The 21,932-nt window shown below is 73.2% G+C and carries 16 protein-coding genes; 10 read left to right on the forward strand and 6 right to left on the reverse strand.

Annotated elements, in window-relative coordinates; translation table 11 throughout:
- Window positions 1-66 precede the first annotated feature (66 nt).
- Complete coding sequence (locus ACGFMP_RS24065) at window positions 67-915, forward strand: ketose-bisphosphate aldolase (protein WP_393675032.1); 849 nt, start codon at window positions 67-69, stop codon at window positions 913-915.
- Window positions 916-964: 49 nt separating this feature from the next.
- On the opposite strand, the gene ACGFMP_RS24070 is transcribed toward ACGFMP_RS24065, so the two are convergent.
- Window positions 965-1,675, reverse strand: coding sequence for an AAA family ATPase (locus tag ACGFMP_RS24070; protein ID WP_393675033.1), 711 nt, complete (start codon window positions 1,673-1,675; stop codon window positions 965-967).
- Between the two features lie 319 nt (window positions 1,676-1,994).
- Between ACGFMP_RS24070 and tdh the strand changes: the two genes are divergently transcribed.
- The 3 genes from tdh to ACGFMP_RS24085 are packed head-to-tail and all read left to right on the forward strand — an operon-like array spanning window position 1,995 to window position 5,249.
- Window positions 1,995-3,023 (forward strand): L-threonine 3-dehydrogenase, encoded by a 1,029-nt coding sequence (gene tdh / locus ACGFMP_RS24075; protein WP_393675034.1) that lies wholly within the window; start codon window positions 1,995-1,997, stop codon window positions 3,021-3,023.
- Between the two features lie 33 nt (window positions 3,024-3,056).
- Complete coding sequence (locus ACGFMP_RS24080; protein ID WP_393675035.1) at window positions 3,057-4,250, forward strand: glycine C-acetyltransferase; 1,194 nt, start codon at window positions 3,057-3,059, stop codon at window positions 4,248-4,250.
- Between the two features lie 30 nt (window positions 4,251-4,280).
- Window positions 4,281-5,249: a LysR family transcriptional regulator gene (locus ACGFMP_RS24085; RefSeq protein WP_393675036.1), complete on the forward strand. Its 969-nt coding sequence runs from the start codon at window positions 4,281-4,283 to the stop codon at window positions 5,247-5,249.
- Window positions 5,250-5,315: 66 nt separating this feature from the next.
- Here the strand turns inward: ACGFMP_RS24085 and ACGFMP_RS24090 are convergent, their stop codons facing one another.
- Complete coding sequence (locus ACGFMP_RS24090; RefSeq protein ID WP_393675037.1) at window positions 5,316-5,915, reverse strand: TetR/AcrR family transcriptional regulator; 600 nt, start codon at window positions 5,913-5,915, stop codon at window positions 5,316-5,318.
- A 78-nt stretch (window positions 5,916-5,993) separates the two neighbouring features.
- Between ACGFMP_RS24090 and ACGFMP_RS24095 the strand changes: the two genes are divergently transcribed.
- Entirely contained in the window at window positions 5,994-6,296 is a 303-nt protein-coding gene (locus ACGFMP_RS24095; RefSeq protein ID WP_393675038.1) for a putative quinol monooxygenase, read from the forward strand.
- Window positions 6,297-6,744: 448 nt separating this feature from the next.
- Here ACGFMP_RS24095 and ACGFMP_RS24100 read toward each other — a convergent pair whose 3' ends face one another.
- On the reverse strand, window positions 6,745-7,722 hold the full coding sequence (locus tag ACGFMP_RS24100; RefSeq protein WP_393675039.1) for an NmrA family NAD(P)-binding protein: 978 nt from the start codon (window positions 7,720-7,722) through the stop codon (window positions 6,745-6,747).
- Window positions 7,723-7,829: 107 nt separating this feature from the next.
- On the opposite strand from ACGFMP_RS24100, the gene ACGFMP_RS24105 reads away from it, so the two are divergent.
- A complete protein-coding gene (locus tag ACGFMP_RS24105) occupies window positions 7,830-8,570 on the forward strand; it encodes a TetR family transcriptional regulator (protein WP_393675040.1) in 741 nt (246 codons plus the stop codon).
- Between the two features lie 236 nt (window positions 8,571-8,806).
- Window positions 8,807-10,639 (forward strand): cholesterol oxidase substrate-binding domain-containing protein, encoded by a 1,833-nt coding sequence (locus ACGFMP_RS24110; RefSeq protein WP_393675041.1) that lies wholly within the window; start codon window positions 8,807-8,809, stop codon window positions 10,637-10,639.
- Between the two features lie 71 nt (window positions 10,640-10,710).
- Here the strand turns inward: ACGFMP_RS24110 and ACGFMP_RS24115 are convergent, their stop codons facing one another.
- Window positions 10,711-11,343, reverse strand: coding sequence for a DUF6000 family protein (locus ACGFMP_RS24115; RefSeq protein WP_393675042.1), 633 nt, complete (start codon window positions 11,341-11,343; stop codon window positions 10,711-10,713).
- Window positions 11,344-11,517: 174 nt separating this feature from the next.
- Here ACGFMP_RS24115 and ACGFMP_RS24120 point away from each other — a divergent pair, with 174 nt between their 5' ends.
- From ACGFMP_RS24120 to ACGFMP_RS24130, 3 genes are all read left to right on the forward strand, one after another.
- The gene (locus tag ACGFMP_RS24120) at window positions 11,518-12,183 is read left to right on the forward strand and encodes a class I SAM-dependent methyltransferase (protein ID WP_393675043.1); all 666 of its coding nucleotides are present in this window, start codon (window positions 11,518-11,520) and stop codon (window positions 12,181-12,183) included.
- A 76-nt stretch (window positions 12,184-12,259) separates the two neighbouring features.
- Window positions 12,260-13,564, forward strand: a complete 1,305-nt coding sequence (locus ACGFMP_RS24125) for a hypothetical protein (RefSeq protein ID WP_393675044.1) — start codon at window positions 12,260-12,262, stop codon at window positions 13,562-13,564.
- Window positions 13,565-14,414: 850 nt separating this feature from the next.
- On the forward strand, window positions 14,415-15,266 hold the full coding sequence (locus tag ACGFMP_RS24130; RefSeq protein WP_393675045.1) for a sulfurtransferase: 852 nt from the start codon (window positions 14,415-14,417) through the stop codon (window positions 15,264-15,266).
- A gap of 424 nt (window positions 15,267-15,690) precedes the next feature.
- On the opposite strand, the gene ACGFMP_RS24135 is transcribed toward ACGFMP_RS24130, so the two are convergent.
- Window positions 15,691-16,338 (reverse strand): IclR family transcriptional regulator, encoded by a 648-nt coding sequence (locus tag ACGFMP_RS24135; RefSeq protein ID WP_393675046.1) that lies wholly within the window; start codon window positions 16,336-16,338, stop codon window positions 15,691-15,693.
- A gap of 245 nt (window positions 16,339-16,583) precedes the next feature.
- Window positions 16,584-21,788, reverse strand: a complete 5,205-nt coding sequence (locus ACGFMP_RS24140; protein WP_393675047.1) for a hypothetical protein — start codon at window positions 21,786-21,788, stop codon at window positions 16,584-16,586.
- Window positions 21,789-21,932 lie beyond the last annotated feature (144 nt).

Consider the following 21,932-nt stretch of genomic DNA (forward strand, 5'->3'; position numbering starts at 1 on the left):
GGACGTGCCTCGTCCGTACCGGTCGGCGCCACGAAGCGCGCCGCCCACAGAAGGAGAGGCGTAACGATGCCACTGACGACCACACGCGAACTGGTCCTGAGCGCTGCCGCGGAGCGCCGAGCCGTACCGGCGTTCAACGTGATCACGCTGGAATACGCGGAGGCGATCACCGCGGGTGCTTCCGCAGCCGGCATACCGGTGATCCTCCAGATCAGCGAGAACGCCGTGCGCTTCCACGGCGGACAGGTCGAGCCGATGGCGCGGGCCGCCGCGCAGGTCGCCCGCGACTGCGACATCGACATCGCGCTGCACCTCGACCACGTCACGGACATCGGGCTGCTGCACAAGGCGGCGGAAGCGGGCTTCTCCTCGGCCATGTTCGACGCCGGGGCCCAGCCGTACGCCGAGAACCGCGCCGCCACGCTCGCCGCCGCGCGGTGGGCGCACGGCGCCGGGCTGTGGCTGGAGGCCGAACTCGGTTACGTGGGAGGCAAACCGGACGCCCCCGCGAGCGCGCACGCGGCCGGTGTGCGCACCGATCCCCAGGAGGCCGCGCACTACGTGGCGGACACCGGTGTCGACGCCCTCGCTGTCGCCGTCGGCAGCAGCCACGCGATGACCGAGCGCTCGGCGACCCTGGACCACGCGCTGATCGAACGGCTACGGGATGCCGTGCCGGTACCCCTGGTGCTGCACGGCTCGTCCGGCGTCGGCGACGACGAGCTGCGGCGGGCCGTCGGGGCGGGCATCTCCAAGGTCAACATAGGCACCGCGCTCGGCGTCGCCTTCACCCGCGCGGTCCGCGACGCGCTGGCGGCCAAGCCGGACGCCGTCGATCCCCGCCGCTACCTCGCCCGCGGCCGGGAGGCGATCGCTGAGGCCGTGTGCCGTCTGAGCGCGGTCGTGAGCGGCTGACCCGCCCGGGGACGCGGGTGCCTCTGGGCATCGCGGCAGACCGTCGAGGTCAGCGCGGGTCGTCGTGCCGGTCGGCTTCATGCCGGTCGGGCCCTGCCCGGCCGAGGGGCTGCGGCGGCGCCGGGATGAAGCGGATCGTCCGCAGGCGGGCGACGCAACTCCGATCGAGGAGCACGACCGAGGCGTATCCGGGCGGCGGGGCCGCGGACTTCGCCAACTGCGCTTCCAGGGAGCGGAAGGCGCGGACATGGCGGCCGAGAGCGTAGGGCGTGACCCGGCGGCCCCTGGCCTGCTGGCCGGCGATCGCCTCCGGCTCGGTGACCGCCAACGTGATGAGATGCAGGGGACGTCGGCGGCGCCGGCCGGCGCGGGCGAGCCAGCCGCGTACCCAGGCCTGCGACCCGCTGTCGTGCACCACCAGGGGCTCGGCCCGGCGCATGGCGGCGCGCAGGCGGGCGTAGTGCTCGATCCGGACCAGGGGCCGGTACACCGCGTAGGCCAGCCATCCCGGCACCCGTGCCGCCCAGCGCTCCCTGACCGCCTGCGAGTCCGCGAGAGCCGCTGCCTGGGCCGCCCGCGCCATGAGGGTGCTCTTTCCCGCCCCTGGCAGTCCTGTCACCACCACGACGGCCCCCGCGCCGTACTCCAGTTCGACGGCCCCCGGTTCGCACCGCAGATCCAGCACTCCGCGCGGCCGGACGACCCGCGGTCCGTCCGCGCCGGAGACGACAGGGAACGAGGAGTCGGCGGAGAGGGCCACATCTGATGTCTAAAGGACTGACAATACCCAGGTCAAGTAGTCGTCAGGTGACCGACGCCCGATGACGCTTCCGGCACGGGACGAGTCGGGCCGTGCGCGGTGGCGACCGACTTGTGTCGACAAAGAGTCCGCAGGCCACGCCCCAGGACCACGCGGCGGATGCCCCTCCGGCCCATGGCACCCGCCTTACCGGCGGGCGTGAAGAAAAGCTGCTGTGCCGCTTAAGAAATCCTCGATGGACCGGGAGCGCCGCCATCCGTCAGGCTTCATGTCGACCCGGGGGCTGCACGAGACCCGGTGGACGACAGGAGCCGCAGCGTTGAAATCACTGGTCAAGAAGAAGGCCGAGCCCGGCCTGTGGCTGATGGACGTGCCCGAGCCGACGCCCGGCCCCGGGGATGTACTGATCAAGGTGCAGCGCACCGGCATCTGCGGCACCGACCTGCACATCCGCTCCTGGGACGGCTGGGCGCAGCGGGCGATCCGCACACCCTTGATCGTCGGGCACGAGTTCGTCGGCGAGGTCGTGGAGACCGGCCGCGACGTCACGGACATCGCGGTCGGCGACCGGGTCAGCGGCGAGGGCCACCTCGTCTGCGGCAAGTGCCGGAACTGCCTGGCAGGGCGGCGCCACCTGTGCCGCGCCACGGTCGGCCTCGGCGTCGGCCGCGACGGCGCCTTCGCCGAGTACGTCGCGCTTCCCGCGTCGAACGTCTGGGTGCACCGGACTCCCGTCGACCTGGATGTCGCCGCGATCTTCGACCCGTTCGGCAACGCCGTGCACACCGCGCTGTCCTTCCCACTCGTCGGCGAGGACGTCCTGATCACCGGCGCCGGCCCGATCGGGCTGATGGCCGCCGCCGTCGCCAAGCACGCCGGCGCCCGCAACGTCGTGATCACCGATGTCAGCGAGCAGCGCCTCGACCTCGCCCGCAAGATCGGCGTCAGCCTGGCCCTGAACGTCACCGACGAGACCATCGCCGACGGCCAGCGGGCACTCGGCCTGCGCGAAGGCTTCGACATCGGCCTGGAGATGTCCGGGCAGCCCGTGGCCATGCGCGACATGATCGCGAACATGACGCACGGCGGCCGGATCGCCATGCTCGGCCTGCCGTCCCAGGAGTACCCGGTCGACTGGTCGCGGATCGTCACCTCGATGATCACCATCAAGGGGATCTACGGCCGCGAGATGTTCGAGACCTGGTACGCCATGTCCGTGCTGCTCGAGGGCGGCCTCGACCTCGCCCCGGTGATCACCGGCCGGTACGACTTCCGCGAATTCGACGCCGCCTTCGCCGACGCCGCGAGCGGGCTCGGCGGCAAGGTCGTCCTCGACTGGACCTCCTGACCCATCCACCCGCTCCAGTCGAAGGACTCCTCCATGTTCGATTCCGTACGCGACGACCTGCGCGCCACCCTCGACGAGATCCGCGCGGCAGGACTGCACAAGCCCGAGCGTGTCATCGGCACCCCGCAGTCCGCGACGGTCAGTGTCACCGCCGGCGGCCGCCCCGGCGAGGTGCTCAACTTCTGCGCCAACAACTACCTGGGCCTCGCCGACCACCCCGCGGTGATCGCCGCCGCCCACGAGGCGCTCGACCGCTGGGGCTACGGCATGGCGTCCGTCCGCTTCATCTGCGGCACCCAGGAGGTGCACAAGGAACTGGAGCAGCGCCTCTCCTCCTTCCTCGGCCAGGAGGACACGATCCTGTACTCCTCCTGCTTCGACGCCAACGGCGGCGTCTTCGAGACGCTCCTCGGCGAGCAGGACGCGGTCATCTCCGACGCGCTCAACCACGCCTCGATCATCGACGGCATCCGGCTGTCCAAGGCACGCCGCTTCCGGTACGCCAACCGCGACCTCGCCGACCTGGAGCAGCAGCTCAAGGCGGCCTCAGGGGCGCGCCGCCGCCTCGTCGTGACCGACGGGGTGTTCTCCATGGACGGCTACGTCGCACCGCTGCGGGAGATCTGCGACCTCGCCGACCGCCACGACGCCATGGTCATGGTCGACGACTCGCACGCCGTCGGCTTCGTCGGCCCCGGCGGGCGCGGCACTCCGGAGCTGCACGGCGTCATGGACCGCGTCGACATCATCACCGGCACCCTGGGCAAGGCACTCGGCGGCGCGTCCGGCGGCTACGTCGCCGCCCGGGGCGAGATCGTCGAGCTGCTGCGTCAGCGCTCGCGGCCCTACCTGTTCTCCAACACCCTCGCCCCGGTGATCGCCGCCGCCTCGCTCAAGGTGCTCGACCTGCTGGAGTCGGCCGGCGACCTGCGGGAGCGGCTGAACGCGAACACCGCGCTCTTCCGCTCGCGGATGGCCGAGGAGGGCTTCGAGATCCCCCCGGGCGACCACCCCATCGCCCCGGTCATGATCGGTGACGCGGCCGCCGCCGGACGCATGGCCGAACTGCTGCTGGAACGCGGTGTCTACGTGACCGGCTTCTCCTACCCCGTCGTCCCCCAGGGCCAGGCCCGGATCCGCGTGCAGCTGTCCGCGGCGCACTCCACGCAGGACGTGCACCGCGCGGTCGACGCCTTCGTGGCCGCGAGGGCGGAGCTCGATGCATGAGCGCTCACGCGGTTTGAGACAATTGTCCCCATGATCGAAGCACGGCGGCTGCACATCCTCCGCGCGCTGTCCGACCACCGTACGGTGACGGCTGCCGCCGCCGCGCTCCACCTCACCCCGTCCGCGGTCTCCCAGCAGCTCGCCGCCCTCGAGCAGGAGACCGGGCACCGGCTCGTGGAGCGATCGGGCCGCGGTGTGCACCTCACCGCGGCCGGCGACATCCTGCTGCGCCACACCAACGCCGTCCTCGCCCAGCTGGAGCGTGCGGAGGCCGAGCTCGTCGCGCACAGTTCGGGCGCGGCCGGCACGGTCACCGTGGCGTCGTTCGCGACCGGCATCAGCCTGGCGGTGGCACCCGCCCTGGTCCACCTCGCCAGGGCGGCGCCCGGCATCCGGGTCCGCGTCCTGGACGCCGAGGGGGACGCGAGCCTGCCGATGGTCCTGGACCGGCAGGTCGATGTGGCGGTCGCCGTGGAGTATCGCGGCGCCCCGGCGGCGGGCGACGCCCGGCTGACCCGCGTGCCGCTGTACGCGGAACCCTTCGACGTCGTACTCCCCGCCGGGCACCGGCTCGCCGGTGCCGACCGGGTGCCGCTGGTCGAGCTGGCAGCCGACCGGTGGATCGGCCCCTCCCCGGGCAACCCGTGCCGCGACGTGGTGGTGCTGGCCTGCGAGGCCGCCGGATTCCAGCCCGCCTTCGAGCACCAGTCCGACGACTTCCACGCGGTGGTCGCCATGACCTCGGCGGGAGCGGGCGTCGCCCTCGTACCGCGGTCGGCACTTCGCGGGGTGGACCTCGGCGGGGCCGTGGTGTGCTCCGTCGACGGTGTGGCGCCGACCCGGCGGGTCTTCGCCGCGGTGCGCTGCGGAGCGGAGGAGCACCCGCTGATCCGGCCCATGCTGGAAGCGCTGGGGGAGGCCGTGGTGGGCAGGGGCAAGCCCGCGGCTGACGCCGTCCTGCCCGGGGGCGAGGTGCCTGACAGGTGGGCGATGACCTGACCGTTCGTCCCGCCCGTTCCCGCTGAGCCGGATCCCGGCGGCCCGCTCTTCGGGCACCCGGTGCGGTCAGGCCTGCGGCGCGGGCCAGGCCCGCAAGGCGGCCTCGGCGATGTGGCGCAGGTCGGCGCGGGTGGCACCGTCGCGGGCCTGGGCGGACATCCCCTGGAGGACCGCGGCGTAGAAGGAGGCCAGCGCCTTGGCGTCGGTGCCGGCCGGGACGGTGCCGGCCCGTACCGCCGCGCCGATCTTGTCCGCCAGGGCGGTCCCGGCTCGGGCGCGGATGTCGCGCAGCCGGGTGGCGACATCGGCTGACTGCGGGGAGCAGTTGGTGGCGGCCGTGATCAGCAGGCAGCCGGGCGGGCGGTCGGGACGGGTGTAGGCGGCGGAGGCGTCGCGCAGCAGCCGTTCCACGGCCGCCCGGGCGTCCGGCTCCTCGGTGAGAGCGCGGACGGTGAAATCACCATAGGTGCGGTTGTAGCGGTCCAGCGCCTCGTAGAAGAGCGTCTTCTTGTCGCCGAATGCCGCGTACAGGCTCGGGGCGCCGATACCGAGGGCACCGGTCAGCAGCGAGACGGACGTGGCCTCGTAACCGTGCTGCCAGAACACGGCGATGGCGCCTTCCAGGGCCTCGTCGCGATCGAAGGACCTGGGCCTGCCTGTTCTCATGTCCGCGATTCTATATCGATCGCTAGAGATGTGTGGTTGGCTTACTTCTCGAAGGATCACTACAGAAGTGAGGCAGTCATGGTCACCGTCGGTATTCTCATCCGCTTCGACGCCAAACCCGACAAGGTCGCGGAGGTCGAGAGCATGCTCCGGTCCGCGCTCCTCCAGGTGCGCGGCGACGTCTCCACGATCGCCTGGCACGCGATGCGCGTGGGACCCGCGTCATTCGCCGTCTTCGACGCCTTCGAGGACGAGGCCGGCCGCCAGGCCCACTGGGACGCCTACAGCAAGCCGCTGGAGCAGGCGGCCCCCGCACTGTTCATCGCGCCGCCCACCGTCGACTTCGTCGACATCCTCGGCGCCAAGCTCCCCGGCGCGTAGCGCCCGCAGGGAGCGCTCGCGTCGACGGCATCGACCTCGCGGCGGCCGGCGCGCTCGACCCGGGCAGCCCCCGGCTGCCCGGCTGCGCAGGATCAGTCGCGCCCGCGCCCATGCCCGTCCCCGTCCCCGTCATCCCCGCCGTCCAGCCGCGATCCGCACGAGCCGCAGACCATACGGCCGTCAGGGGCCGGAGTCCTGCACCGCGGGCAGTGGAAGACCGGCGCGCCGGAGGGAGGAACGGTCGGTGGAGTATGTGTCGGCCAGGCCCGGCGACTGCGCAGAACAGCCTTGAAGATCCGCATCGCCCCATACTGCGCACCAAGACCCTCCCGCACCATCGGAATCGGCGGCCGCGGGCCGGGCCGCCGAGTCCGGTGATCCCCGCGGGGCGCGGGTCGGACGCGCCCCGCGCCGGGTGCCGAGCGGTCAGGTGCGGGTCAGGGAGCGGTCAGGCACCCGAAGGGTCGACCGCAGCGGCCGGGCGGGGCCCGCTGTCGAGGCCGTCGAGCAACCGGGAGCGCAGAGCGGCCGCTCCGGATTCCGACAGCCAGTCCGCCAGGGTGCGCAGCCCCGGGTGGATGACCCGCAGCGCCTCGATGTCGGCGTGCCAGCGCAGGCCCGAGATCCACGCCTTCCGCACTCCGGCGATCTGCGGGCTCAGCGCGACGGCCTCGTCGTGGGTGAGCTGCTCATAGCGCACCCGGGCCCCGGTCGCCGCGCCGATCGCCGCGACGGCCTCCGCCGGTGTCGGGTCGTCACCGGCCAGTTCGAGGGTCCTTCCGGCGAAACGGCGGGGCTGCTCGAAGGCCAGGGCGGCGAACTCCGCGATGTCCTCCAGGGCGATGATCTGGACGGGCTCGTCCGGCGGGAACAGATGCCGGTGGACACCGCCGACGAAGCCGTCGAGGCCGATCCCCGGCATGCCGAGGTAGTTCGTCATGAACCGCACCGGGCGCAGCACCGTCACGAGCGGGACGTGCTCGTGCAAGTACTCCTCGATGCGCCGCTTCCCGGGTGCGGCGAAGGCGTCGCCCGTGGTCGAGGCGACGCCGGTGAAGACGACCTGGCGCACCCCCGCGGCCAGCGCCGCGTCCGCCAGCGCCCGGCCACGGGTGAACTCCAGCTCGGCATTGCTCCCGGTCGGCCGGTAGGCGACCGGCGGCACCGCGAACAGCGCGGTGGCACCCTCCAGCGCGGGCGCCAGGCTTGACGGCTCGTCGAAGTCGGCGAGTGCCAACTCGGCCCCCGCGTCCGCGAGCGCCACCGCGGCGGGCGCCACCTTGTCGCGTACCAGGGCGCGCACCGGCCGGCCGGCGGCGAGCAGGCGTCGCGCCGTCGCGCCGCCCTGCTGCCCGGTGGCGCCCGTCACGGCGACGAGGCCGTGCGCGGCCGGCCCGGCGGCGGAACCGGTGGGATGTGCGGTCATGTCGTCCTCCCTCGCCCCGGGCGCGGCCGTCACCGGCAGGTGCGGAACCCGGGGATATCCGGGATACTCCAACCCGGTTGATCCGGGCACACAAGGGGTTTCGTGACATGACCGAAGCGACGACCGGTGGCGATCGGGCCGACGCCCGCCGCAACCGGGCCAGGGTGCTCGCCGCCGCGGGCGAGGTCTTCGCCGAGCAGGGGCTCGACGTCCCGCTCGGCGAGATCGCGCACCGCGCGGGCGTCGGCGCCGGCACCGTCTACCGGCACTTTCCGAGTAAACAGGCCCTCCTCGAAGCGGTCTTCGCCCGGCACCTGAACGACCTGGTCGTCTCCGGCGAGCGCCGGATGGCCCGATTCGCGCCCACCCCCGCCTTCTTCGGCTTCCTGCTGGAGGTCGTCGAGAAGACGCACGGGCGCGGCCACGTGTGCGACGTCGTGGCCGCCGACGCGAGCTGGCCGCGCCCGATGCTCACCGCGGCCGTGCTGCGCTTCCGCCAGGTCCTGACCGCGCTGCTGCACGCCGCGCAGCGGGCCGGCGGCGTACGTGCCGACATCGGACCCGATGACGTCGTCTCGCTCACCGTCGGGTGCGCCTCGATGCTCACCGCCCGCCACGACCGATCGGCCGGCCTCAGGCTCGTCCGGCTCACCCTCGACGGTCTGCGGACCCCCGACGGCGTCACGGAACAGCAGGCCTTTCGTGACGGCGCGGGCATCCGCAGGGAATCCGTGGCGAGCTGTGCGGAGTGCGGGGCCGCTCTGCACCCCATGCCCACCGGTCGCCCCATGCGCTACTGCGGCGCGACCTGCCGGCAGCGGGGTCGCCGCCGGCGCCTCGCGGTCTGAGCCCCGCCCCCCGGTGCCGTGACCGGGAGTTCACCGGCCGCGAGCTTCCGGCACACCCTTGCGGGCACAGCATTAGACCCACGAACGGGTCCGTGAGGGACGGTTCGTGGGACATTCACTCGTTCACGTGAACCGATCGAACACACGACCCGGAAGGTCGTCGCCTCTGCGTAGCATCCGTCTGGACCGGCCCGGCGCGGCCGGGCCGAAGCGGGGCAAGGGGAGGGATGGCGGGGATGACGGAGGAACCCTCGAAGCAGGGCCGCGCGCTGTCGCGGCGCGGGCTGCTCGCGTCGTCGGCCGCCGCGGGCGGCGCGGTCTGGCTGCTGCGCGGGCTGGCCCGGCCGGGCAGCGCCTACGCCGCCTCGGGGCCGCCGCCCGGCTTCCCGGCCGGACTCGACGTCCACCAGCGCGTCTACGAGAACTGGGCCGGCGAGATCCGCACCGACCAGCTGTGGACCTGTGCCCCCCGCACCCCGCAGGACGTACTCGACGTCGTCAACTGGGCACACGGCGCCGGCTGGACGGCACGCGCGCAAGGGCAGCGGCACGGCTGGGCACCCCTGACCGTCGCGGACGGCACACCCGCGGCGGCCCACGTCATCCTGCTGGACACCACCGCACATCTCACCGCGATGTCGCTCGAGCAGCAGTCCGCCGACGGCTCGGCCGAAGTCCGGGTCCAGGCCGGCGCCTCGCTGGAGACGCTGCTCGCCTTCGCCGGGGCCGGCGGCCACGGCGTCACCGCCGCACCGGCGCCGGGCGACCTGTCGGTGGGGGGCGCCCTCGCCATCGGCGCGCACGGCACGGCCGCCCCCGCCCTGGGCGAGATCCCGGCACCCGGGCACGGCTACGGCTCGTTGAGCAACCTGGTCACCGAACTGACCGCGGTGGTCTGGGACTCCGACGCAGGCAGCTACGTCCTGCGGACCTTCGGCAGAGCAGAGCCCGACTGCGCCGCGCTCCTCACCCACCTCGGCCGCTCGCTCGTCACCGAGGCCGTCCTGCGGGTCGGTGCCGACGTCAATCTGCGCTGCCGGTCCTACCTGGACATCCCCGCCGCCGAACTGTTCGCCGCACCCGGCGCCCCGGCCGGCACCAGGACCCTGGCCGGCTTCGTGGACGGCACCGGCCGGGTGGAGGCGATCTGGTTCGCCTTCACCGACAGCCCCTGGCTGAAGACCTGGAGCGTCACCCCGCACCGGCCGCTCGCCGCGCGCGCCGTCACCGAGCCGTACAACTACCCCTTCTCCGACTCGATCCCCGAGCCGGTGGCCCGGCTGGCCGGCGAGCTGGTCTCAGGCGCCTGGGCCGGCGCGGCGCTCTTCGGGCAGGTCCAGTACCTGCTGGCGAAGGTCGCGCTGACCGGCGACATCACCGATGTCCTGCTCTCGGGGACCCTGGTGCGGGACGTGCTGACCGGCGACGTACTCACCCACCTGCTGGCGGGCGGCCTGCGCTCCGACCTGTGGGGTGCCTCCCGCAACCTGCTGGAATACGTGCGGCCGACCACGCTGCGCGAGACCGCCAACGGCTACGCCGTCCTCACCCGGCGCGCCGATCTGCAGTGGGTGGTCAGCCGGTTCGCCGACTTCTACCGGACGCTGCTCGCGCAGTACGCGGCACGCGGCGAGTTCCCGGTCAACGGCCAGGTGGAGATCCGGGTGACCGGTCTTGAGGACCCCGCCGCGTGCGGAGTGCCCGGCGCCCGGCCGCCGCTGCTGTCCGCCCTGCGGCCGCGTCCCGACCGGCCCGACGTCGACACCGCCGTGTGGATCGACATCCTCTCCCTGCCGACCACGCCCGCCCTGCACCGCTTCTACCGCGACGTCGAGCAGTTCCTGCTGGCGCTGGACGGGGACCGGGCGACGGTCCGGGTGGAGTGGTCCAAGGGGTGGGCCTACACCGAGACGGCAGCCTGGTCCGATCCGGATGTCCTCACCGGCGCCATCCCGGCGGGCCACCGGGCCGGAGGCGGCCCCGGCTGGGACGAGGCGGTGGCGATCCTCGACCGGCTCGATCCGCACCACGTGCTGTCCAGCCCGTTCCTCGACGCGCTGCTGCGCTGAGCGGGCGACCGCGTGCGGCCGGACACCGATCCGGGACATGGCCGGATCCAAGCCCCTGCCCGAGCCAGGCCCTAGGGGTCCTGCCCCGGAGCGGCCGCGCTGCGGACGGCCTGATCCGCGAACGCACACAGGGTGTCGATCCGCTCCTTCTCGTTCGCCGGGTCGTACCGGTCCCGCGCCCACTGCTCCCAGAGCCCGTCGGGCCGGGTGAATGGGGCGGCGCTTCGGGTGTGAAGGCGCTCGTCGATGTGCAGCAGGGCGCCGAGCGCCCAGTGCTGGTCGTATGGGCAGTCCGGCCGACGGAGGTACCGGTCCAGGTAGGCGACGAGGAGCCGGGCGTCCGCCGCGGTGCCGAGGCGGGCCAGCGCGACGCAGTAGCCTTGGCCCGCGTAGGTGAGCTCGCTGGCCAGCAGCAGCTCCCCGAGCCGTCCGCGGAACTGCTCCCGGCGGCCCAGCCCGATCAGCCAGGCCGCGGTGATCCGGGATCGCCACTCGCTGTCGAGCAGGACACCGAGTTCGCGGTCGGTGATCCGCTCGGCGTCCTCCGCGAGTGAGCGGAGGAAGTCCGCACGTTCCGCGGCCTCCAGCGCCACGAAGCTTCCGTGCAGGAGCTTCAGGTAGCGCTTGATGTTCCCCTCGCCGGCGAGCACGTAGCGATTGACCGCGTCCATCAGTTCGGGGTCGTCGGCTCTGGGGATGCGCATGACCGCATTCTCCCGCGGGTCGTCGTCGCCGGTCCATACGTTCGCGCTTTCCGCGGCTGCCGTCCGGGCCGGCGCGTCCACGGCGCCCGCCCGGTCGTACGGGTCGTCCGGAAGGCCGTGAAGCGGGTGGCCTGGTCGAGGCGCCGGACGAAGCCGTCGCATAGGTTTTCCTCCATGGACTGGCAGACCTGGCACGAAGCCTACGATCTTCCCGACTCGTGGATGGCCCGGCGGTTGGAGGCTGTCGAAGCCCGGATCCGGGCCGCCTTGGACAGCAGCCCGTCCGGTCCGCTTCGGGTTGTCAGCCTGTGCGCAGGTCAGGGGCGCGATCTGCTGAACGTGCTGGCCGACCACCCGCGCCGAGGCGATGTACGGGCACGACTTGTCGAGCTGGACGCTCGGAACACCGAGCGCGCCAGGGCGGGGGCCCGCGCCGCGGGGCTCCCTCAGGTGGAAGTGGTGACCGCCGACGCGTCGCTCACCGATCACTACCGCGACATGGTGCCTGCGGACCTGGTACTGGTCTGCGGAGTGTTCGGCAACATCACCGACGAGGACATCGAGCGCACCGTCGACTCGTGCTCCCAGCTGTGCAGGACCGGCGGCACCGTCATCTGGACCCGCCACCGAGGAGCTCCCGACCGGGTGCCGCTGATCTGCGAGTGGTTCGAGGCCCGCGGGTTCGAACGGCAGTGGCTGTCGGAAGAAGACGCCGGCTTCGGTGTCGGTGTGCACCGTTTCACCGCTGAACCGCGGCCGCTTGTCGAGGGCATGAGCATGTTCACCTTCGTCGGATACGACGTGCTGAGGCAAGCGAACCCGCGGTCGGCGGACGCCTGACAGGCCCCGGCGACCGCGCGGACCACGCCGCCCGCCCCGAAGGCCGCCCTATGCGGGGGTCGGCTAGCGTGGCGGGATGAGACGACGTGGGGGGAGGCTCGCGGCGGCCGCGGGCCTGGTGGGCTGTACGGCGATGCTGCTGGCGGGCTGCGGGACGCGGAGCGCTTCGGGCGGCGACACGAGCGCGACCAGACTCGGTTACACCGAGCACGCGGGCGCGGTGGAGTTCGCTGCACAGGACTACGGCAACACCAAGGGCTATGTGGCGCCCGGCCAGGGCCTGCGGCAGCTCGTGCCGCTCGGCGACTGCGCGCTGGGCGTGGGGACGTTCGCCAACGGCTACCAGTACGCGAACGTCAACTGGACCGGTTCCGACGGCTGTACGGCCTTCTCGATCACCCCGCGCCCGGGTACCGCCGAGGAGGACGACAAGCCCTACTCGATGCGCAGCGGATGGGCAGGCGGCGGCCTCCAGGCGGATGTGGCGGTGCCATGGACGAACGGCTCGCTGATCGGCGTCGGCGGCGCGCTGACCCGCCGCACCGCCGGCGGCGAGCTGATCCCGCTCGCCAAGCTGCCGCTGGACTTCAACCTGCACCCCGAGCACGAGACCGACGACGACGCCTCGGTGAACGCCGCGATACGCGTCGGCACCCGGCTGCTGATCGGCGGCGGGGAGTACGTGAACAAGGTCGAGTCGCCTTACCTCTTCGCCTCCGACGACGGAGGCGCCACCGTCCACCGCGTGGAGCTCCCGGCCGATGGCGAGCCCGCGCACACCCCCGTCGGCGGCTTCGCCACCCACGGTTCTGATGTCGTCGCCTTCGGCGCCGGCGCCACCAACGCCTACGACTTCCACGCGGCCGAGGGCACTCTGCCGTTCTGGCACAGCGCGGACGGCGGCACGCACTGGACCGCGGGCACCATCCCCGCGACGCCGCCGGGCACGCAGGTCCGGAGCGTGCTGTACGCCTCCGGCCGGTGGTACGCGGTGGGCGGCCATGCCCGGACCGGCGACGTCTACAACTCCCTGCCGCTGGTGCTGACCAGCGCCGACGGCACGCACTGGGTGCGGGCCGACACCGCGGCGATGGGTGCAGGCGAGATCGACGCGGCGACGGTGGACGGCGCGGGGCGCCCGGTGCTGGTCGGCACGGCCGCGCAGCACAAGGCGAAGCCGGAGTCCCCGACGGTGCGATGCGGGAATCTGTGGATCGGCGACGGCACCGCGTCGACCGCGCACTGGAAGCGCGGCGGCCTCGGTTGCGGCCAGGACTGGCCGACCACCGCCGTCACCCTGGCCGACGGCCGCGTGCTGATCGCCGGGAACCGCGATCTGTGGACCTCGACCGGCCCGCACGCGAAGTCCGCCTCCCGGTAGGCCGCGAGGCACCCCTGCGCGCGCCGTGCCCGGCCGCCCCTGCCGCCGGGCGCGGCCGGCACCGGCGGGACAGGGCGCGCGGCGCACCCCGCCGCCGGCGATGTCCGCGGGCGGCGGGAAAACCAGTGGAGCCGTACGACCGCGTGCCGTTATCGTGCTCGCGCCCGCAGTCACCCCGGCAAGGACGTGCCGTTGTACACCAAGTGAGATCCCCCGAGCGCTGAACCGTCGCGCGACGCCCTGTGCGCCGCGCTCCTTTTCGCTGCGGTCTTCTCACTGGAACCGGTGTATCCCTGTGTCAGAGAACCGGGTGGTCCTGCCCACCTGCCTGCCGATCGTCCTTCGCCGTTGCCACAGATGCGCCTTCGGGCGCTTCCCGGCGGACGGCGCCATCCGCCTCGACGCGAGCCGCAAGCTCCTCGGGGCCTGGCTCCCGGCGCTGTGCACCGGGTGCGGAGTCACCCGCGGGCCCGCTGTCCTGGAGGGCTCCTCGGGCCCGGCCGTCCGGCTGATCCAGGGCCCGGTCACGCGGCGCCGGGGCGCCGGCGGTCAGGGCCGAACCGATCGCCCCGCCTGGCAGTCGCCCTACGGTCCGCCACCGCACCGGGCGCACCGCGGCCGTTGGGCGCCCGTGCCGGTGGTGGCCCCGGCCCGTTCCGTGGTGCGCCACGGATACCTGTGCGGCCGGTGCGACTGATCGCGGTGCGTGTCACCTCTTCGTGAGCCGAGGCCGCGAGGGCCCGACCCCGGGTTCGCCCGGGGTCGGGCCGCCGGGGCGTACCGCTCCCAGGACGTCTCGCTATCTGGTCAATATTGGCTCACCATGTGGTCATCTGCATAGGGTCGCGACATGACCGATCGTGTGAGTTTCCCGCCGTTCGTGCGGGTGGGGGAGTTGGACGGCCTGCCCGGGCGTACGGTCCTGGCGGACGTGCGCTGGTACCTCGACGGCCGTTCCGGACGGGCCGCGTACGAGAGCGGGCACCTCCCCGGTGCCGTGTTCGTGGATCTGGACCGCTGGCTGACCGGGCCGGCCACTCCGGAAGGTGGCCGCAACCCGCTGCCGTCGCCGCAGGTCTTCACCGAGGGCATGCGGACCCTGGGGATCCGCGACGGGGACACCGTGGTCGCCTACGACGACCAGGGCGGCGTGATCGCAGCCCGCCTGGTGTGGATGCTGCGGACCACGGGCCGTCGCGCGGCCGTCCTGGACGGCGGCCTCGCCGCCTACCTCGACGTCCACCCCGACTCGCTGACCGTGGCGGAGCCTGCCCCGGCGGAAGGCGACTTCGCCGAACACCCGTGGCCGGCGCAGGTACTGGTGGACGCCGACGAGGTGACCGGGCCGGACGCCGTGACGATCGACGCCCGCAACCGGGACCGCTTCATCGGCGAGCAGGACCCTGTCGACCCGCGTCCTGGCCACGTGCCCGGTGCGGGCAACGTCCCGTGCCGGGAGAACCTGGACAGCCGGGGCCGGCTGCTCCCGCTGCAGCAGATCCGCGACCGGTTCGCCGCCGCCGGAGTCGACCGGGGCACCGCCGCGCGGGTGGCCTCCTACTGCGGCTCGGGAGTGACGGCCTGCCACAACCTCCTGACCATGGAGCACACCGGTCTGGGCATCGGGCGCCTGTTCGTCGGCGGCTGGTCCGCCTACAGCCGCGACCCCTCCCGCCCGGTCGAAACCGGGCCCGCCCGCTGACGCCCGTGCGGAGCGTCGGGAGCCGGTGGGACCTCCCGCCCACCGCACGGGTCCAGGCCGCCGTGGCGAACGGTCCTGAGGCGCCCGGCGTCCGGCTCGTGGGCCGAAGTCCACAGGGGAGCGGGGGCCGGGCCCGTGGTGTGCCGCACCACGGACCCGCCCCGCCGCAGGTGCCGCCTGCCGGCCGCGAGGAAGGCCCTGCCAGCCGACACCCTGACCCCTGTACAGCACCCGCGCACACCCGCGCCTTGGGTGCGCGTCAGTGTTCCCGCACCCGCGCCCTGAGTGGGCGTCAGTGTTCCCGCACCCGCGCCCTGAGTGGGCGTCAGTGTTCCCGCACCCGCGCCCTGGGTGCGCGTCAGTGTTCCCGCACCCGCGCCCTGAGCGGGCGTCAGTGTTCCCGCACCCGCGCCCCGAGGGCGCGTCAGCGCCCGCGCAACCGCGCGCTGATCGCAGCGGCGGTCCGCCTGGCGTCCTCAGCCAGCTGTTCGAGCCGCCTGGAAGGGGCGGTCAGGACGCACAGCGCGCCGACGACCGTCCCGCTGCCGGCCCGCAGCGGGACGGCAGCGCAGCACACCCCGGGCATGATCTGCTCGCGGTCGAACGCCGAGCCGCGATCCCTGATCTCCTCGGCCTCCCGCGCCCATGTCGCGGGCATCGGGCCGGCCGGAAGGGTGGGCGGCACCCAGGCCGTGAGCACCTTCCCTGCCGCCGTGTACCAGGGCCACGAGGTGCCGTTCAGCAGCGGCGTGAGCGCCTCGTCCTGGCCCGGCGCCCAGTCCAGCACGAGGGTCTGGCCCTCCCACAGGACGCTGACACCCACCGTCGCCCCCGTCGCCGCGACCAGCCGGCGTACCGGTTCGCGCGCGGCCTGCCGCAGCCCCGGGTGCGGCTGCCACCCCTGCCCGAGCCGGAACATCCGCGGCCCCATCCGGTAGCACGCGCCGCGCCGCTGGACGGCGCCCAACTCCACCAGCTGCTCCAGCAGCCGGTAGGCGGTCGACTTGGGCAGCCCGCTGCGTGACGCCAGCCGGGTGAGCCCCGCCTCACCCGCCTCCTCCAATGCCGCCATCAGCCCGAAGGCGCCCTCCAGTACCCCCCGTCCGCCGGACCACGCGGACCCCGTGGAGCCGCTCCCCGTCTGACCCGCCGGTCCTGCTAACTGCTGTCCCGCCTGCCTCACCGTGTCTTCCCCCGTCGTCGAGGACGCCGACTGCCGGCGCCCACTCGGACATACCTTCCGGAATGCGACATGGTTCGGTCAAGTGCCCGAGTCAAAGGCCGCGCCCGGCGATGCGGCCGGACGCGGCCTGCCGGTCAGGACGTCCAGGCGGGGGCGAGGCCGTTCCAGCCGACGACGATCAGGATGTCGTCGAGGTCGCCTGAGGCGAACAGGGCGTCCGCGCCGGCGCCGAAGCCGAGCCGCCACTCGCCGGCCGGGCTGCCCTCGCACAGCGGCACCCAGGCGGGGGCGTTGCCGCGGCGGGTGCCTGCGAAGCCGCCTGCCGTGGTCGCCGCACCGCCCGCCGCCCCGCGGTTGAGTGTGACCACGGCCTCCGGCGCCGTCTCGCCTGCCGAGAGCCGTACGGTGACCGCGGAGGTGGACAACTCCTCGTAGCCGAGCGGGAAGTCCAGGTCCCGCAGGGTGAAGGTGACCGCGCGCTGCGCGGGGTCGGCGGGGTTGTTCAGGTCGTACCACTGGTCGGGGAAGTCGCGGACCAGGCTGAAGACGCAGTCCGCCCCGCGCCTGCGGTCGGCGTTGAGCCGGGTGATCTGCTGGTCGCGGTAGGTCTCGTCGTACGCGGCGGTGTAGTCGATGGTGAGCAGCACGTCGGCGATGGCGGAGAAGTCGAACGGGTTGGCCGCGGGCGGCAGCTGGAATTCCCAGGTCGTGTCCACCCCGCTCGACTCGAAGGGCAGCAACAGGTCCGACTGGACGTCGAGTTCGAAGACGCCACTGGCGCTGATCGGCGAGGTCAGCGCCACGATGCCGGGATCGGAGCGCAGCGTGACGTCCTGGAAGACGCCGTCGCCCCCGGTGGTGACCCGGGAGATGCCGTTCGAGGCGAGCGTGGCGCGGATGCCGCGGTCCGGCGGCACCAGTGCGACCAGGCTGGTGCGCACCTGGCGGATCAGCCGCAGGTAGTGGCCCGGGAAGTCGGCGTCGAAGAGCGACATCGGGGTGGCGAAGGCCAGCGTCCCCGTCCTGCGGAACTCCAGGAATTCCGCGGGCATCAGCCGGGCCAGCGAGAAGGTCTGGGAGAGGTTCAGGCGGCGGTGCGCCGAACTGAAGGAGTACTCGTCGAGCCTGGCCAGGTCGGCGGTGAGCTGTTCCGCACCGGTCAGACCGCGGCGGCCGGTCTGCGTGCCGCCCGCCGTCATCTCGCCGGGCGACTGCCAGTAGTCGTTGCGTATCAGGGTCTGCGCCGGCTCGGCCCGCTCGAAGCCCAGCTGCGCCTGGGCCAGCCGCGCGGTCGAGGTCGCCTGCTGAAGGAAGTAGCGGTAGACCCCGCCCATGGTGCTGCTCAGCCACAGGTAGAGGTCCGCGTTGGTGAACTGGTCGTTGAGGAACTTCAGCGTGGCCACCGCCTGGTCGTGCTGCAGCGCCGCCACGCTCTGCTCCTGCAGGGCGATGGCCGCCTGGTCCCTGGCCGTCGTCACCTGGGCCGCGGCGATCAGCGAGTCCTGCCGGGCCGCGACCTCCTGGCGGCGCCATTCCTCCTTGCGCTGCTCGATGCCCGCCCGCAACTGGTTGGCCTGCATCTGCGCGTCGATGGTGTTCTGCAGCAGCTCCAGGCCGCCCTTGACCACGGTCGCGGCGATGACCTGGCCGGAGAAGACCGTGCTCGCGCCGAAGCTCGTCACCGCGTCGAACAGGCTGCTCGCCTTGGCGGCGGCCTGCGCGACACCGATGACGGTGTCCGCCACGGCGATGCCGTCCCTGACGTACTGCAGGTCGGAGTACTCGTCGAGCAGGTCCTTCTCGTAGCTGTTCTCCGGCGCGTCGACGGCGTCGGCGTAGAGCGTGACCATGGTGTCGGCCCTGGTCTGCTGGGAGATCGCGGCGGTGACCGCGTCACCGGCCTCCTGCACCCGGCTGACCGAGAGGTCGACCTGGGCGGCGGTGAGGTCGATGCCCTTCACCGCGTCGTAGAGGCGCAGGGTGCGGTCGTCGTACTTCTCCAGCGCGGAGAGGAATCCCGCCTCCATCTGGGCTGCCTGAGCGGCGAGTTGCCTGGCCCGCTCCAGCAGGACCTTGAAGCGGTACGGCGTGGGCCGGCTCACCGTGGTCGTGGTGGCGATCCCCTGGGTGCGGGGCGTGCCCGCGATGTTGCGGCCCTGCCGGATCTTGGCGAGCTGCGCCTCCGCCCTGCCGTGCAGGACGTCGAGGTCGGGGATCGCCAGCGTCGGCTCGCCGGGGTTCGTCGGCTGCTGCGGTTGCAGCGCGGCCGTACCGAGCAGCCGCCTGGCGGTGACGTAGAGGGTGCGGGCGTGCGCCACCGACTCGTCGGTCTCCCGGGTGAACTCCGCGTCGGCGTAGTCGAGATGGCACCTGATGAGGGAGAGCAGGGTGTAGCGGGTGTAGGGCGCGGGCCGCCCTGTGACCAGTGTGAAGGGGTCGAGGGCCGTCGTCCACCGGGGCGGGAAGGTGAGGTCCGGCCGGTTGACCGCCTCGGTGTTGACGCGGTTGTAGATCGAGACCGGTGAGCCCACGTCGTAGGGATACAGGATCCAGTACCAGTCGAGGGCCGCCTGGTAGTCGCCTGCCGCCTGCAGGCGCTGCGCGAGCAGCATCGGCACCGCCCAGAAGATCTCCCGTGCGGACGGCTCCGGTTGCGCCTTCGACAGGTCGCGCAAGGTGGCCTGGTGGGCCGCGGTCCGCTTCGGGTCGAGGTAGCCGAAGCCGAGTTTGAGCGACGCCAGGTAGGTGGCGGCCGCGGCAGCTGCGTCGGCCGCGCTGAAGACCGCGCCGCCGCTGACATCGTCGAAGAGGGTCCGCAGCGGCCCGGAGGCGGGGACGAGCAGGGTCGGGTCGAGATGGCGCTCGGGGAACAGGAAGGCCAGGGTGGCCGCCTGCCAGCTGCCCTGCTCGCCCATCCACACCCAGGCGGCGGTGAAGCCGTCGAAGTCGCCGAGAGTCCAGTCGGCCGCCGGGTGGTCGGCGGGCAGTTCGCCCGACCGCTTGGCCGCCAGCAGCGACTGCACGCTCTCCACGGCCTGGCCGAGGCGGGTGGTGCGCAGCGTGCCGCCGGCCAGGACGTCGACCAGGAACCTGGCGGACATCGCCTCGCCGGCGTCGCCCGCCGTGGTGGGCGCGAGGTCGGCCAGCAGGGCGTCCCGCAGGACGGGCAGCGCGATCTGCTCGGCGGACGCGACGGCGCGGGCGCAGGCGTCGACCAGGTCCTCGCGCTGCGAGGTGCGGTTGCGCAGCGCGGTCTGCCAGTCCGCGCGGGCCCTTGCGTCGACACGGTAGGGGCTGACCCGCGGTCCCCCTGCGGCCAGGACGAAGAAGTCGGGGGACAGCACGACGACGGACTCCTGCGCGCGCCACACCGGGTACAGCGACTGCTTGTGGGCGCCGGTCAGCACGGCGACCGCGTCGCCCCACTCGGCTGCCGTCACGCTGCCGGTCGCCGCGAGGCGGGCCAGCTTCCTGAGGTAGAGGAAACCGCCGCGGGTCAGCCCGGCGGCCGCCAGGGCCGCGCCGATGTCGGTGCCCTGGGCGTCCGCGGCCTCCAGCGCCGCGAGGTCGGTGCCGGGCAGTGCGAGCGCCTGCATGGCGGCGAGCCCGGCGGGCGCGTCGGGCGCCTGCGTGCGGGCCTGGGTGAGCGAGGCGGCGTAGTCGGTGAGCAGTTGCTGCCGGGCGGTGAGCAGGGTGCGGATCCGGTCCCCGCTCGGCCCGGCGACGACGTCCGCGGCGCCGATGACGTCGGGGTCGGCGACCGCCCCGTAGGCGGGCGGCACGGTCGGATGCTGGTCCTGTTCCGACCAGGTCGCCGCCAGCCCCGCCAGCTGCCAGGACAGCAGCAGCGGTGTGGAGGGGATCCGCAGCGGGTCGGCCGCGGTGGTCGCGGGGAGGCCGAAGACGGTCTCCATCGCCGTCTCCGAGGGTTCCGCGGAGTCCAGCAGCAGCTGGTCGAGCTCGTCGGGTGCGGTCGCCGACAGCCTGATGCCCAGCCGGGCGGCGAGCGCCTGGCGGGCCGCGGGCTCGGCGCCCCTGGCCAGCCGCAGTTCGGCGTACGAGGTACCGGCTGCGGAGAGCAGCGCCGCGTAGGCGGTGCCGCGGTAGGCGGCCTCGCCGGCCGCACCGGGGGCGGTGGACGCGCCGGTGGCGGCGATGCGGGCCCTGAGCAGTTCCACGGGCACCCGCAGCTGGTTGACCTCCCGGCTCCCGCTGTCGAACGCGGCGGACAGCGGCTGGCTCAGCCTGTCCACGGGCTGCCCCAGGGCGGCGACCAGCCGCTCGGTGTCCAGGGGCACCGGCGGTGAGCCGGGCACGGTCACCTGCTCCTGGGCGAAGGACAGCAGCGCTGCGAGGTATTCGCGCTCGTCGAGCCGCTGGTCGAGATTCGCCGGCACGTAGGAGCTGATGACCACGACAGGCACGGCCACCGGCGAGGGCATGGTGTTGCCCGCGTGGTCGGTCGCCCACACATAGATCGTGTGCGCGCCGAACCCGGACAGCGGCACGTCCGCGGTCCACGAACCGAAGTCGGCGCCGTTCACCGGGCGGGCGGCGGTCCTGGTGCCCGTCGGGCTCAGCGCCCAGGCGACCGAGGCGCTGCCGCCGGTCATCCCGCTCTGCCCGTCGGGCGCGGTGCCGTGCATCGCCACGGTCGCCTTCCCGCCGGTGTCGCCCATGACGTTCGCCGCCGGCTGGGGGAAGTCCACCTGCAGGTGCGGCGGGGCGATGTCCCGGCCGGTGAGCGTGCGGGTCTTGGTGGTGGCCAGCCCGTCGGGGTCGGTCAGGGTCACCGAGAGGGTCCTGGCACCGAGCGGCAGGGGGGCGAGGGACACTGCCTTCTGGTATTGGGCGGTGGCGCCGGGGATCGTCTCCGTCGTGGTCTGCCCGTCGCGGGTGACGGCGGCGGTGAACGGGAAGTACTGGTCGCTCGTGACGCCGAGCCTGACGGTGACCTGGCCGCCCCCGTCGTCGAGGTCGACGACGGCACCCTCGGCGGGTGCGTCGAGCGTGAAGGCCGGCGCCGCCGCCGCGGCGACCCTGACGCTGATCGCGGCGGAGTCGATCAGGACGCCCGCTGTGGTCAGGCCGGCCGCGCTGACCGAGTGCACCCCGGGACGGGGGATGGTCAGCGTCTCCAGGCCGCCGGTACCCCGGTGGTCGCGCACCACCTCGGCCCCGTCGACGTAGACGCGGACCTCGGTGTAGGTGACCTTGGGCTCGCCGTTCCAGTTGTCGTCGCCGCCCTGCCAGACGAAGTGCTCGCCCCGGTCGGCGTCGACGGTGAAGGCCGCCGCGATCCCTGCCACCACCTGGCCCGCGGGGCGCGTCACGGTCACCGATGGTTCCACGTCCGGCGGAGCCGGCGGGTTGGTGACGACGACTTTCAGGGGCCTGCCCCCGAGGTCTGCTCGTTCTTTGCCGGTCATGACGGTTTCCCCCAGTGAGAAGTACAGGATGTGCTCGGGACTGTGCGCCGCGGC

Origin of the sequence: Streptomyces sp. NPDC049040 (genome assembly GCF_043197715.1) — a bacterium.
GTDB lineage: Bacteria > Actinomycetota > Actinomycetes > Streptomycetales > Streptomycetaceae > Actinacidiphila.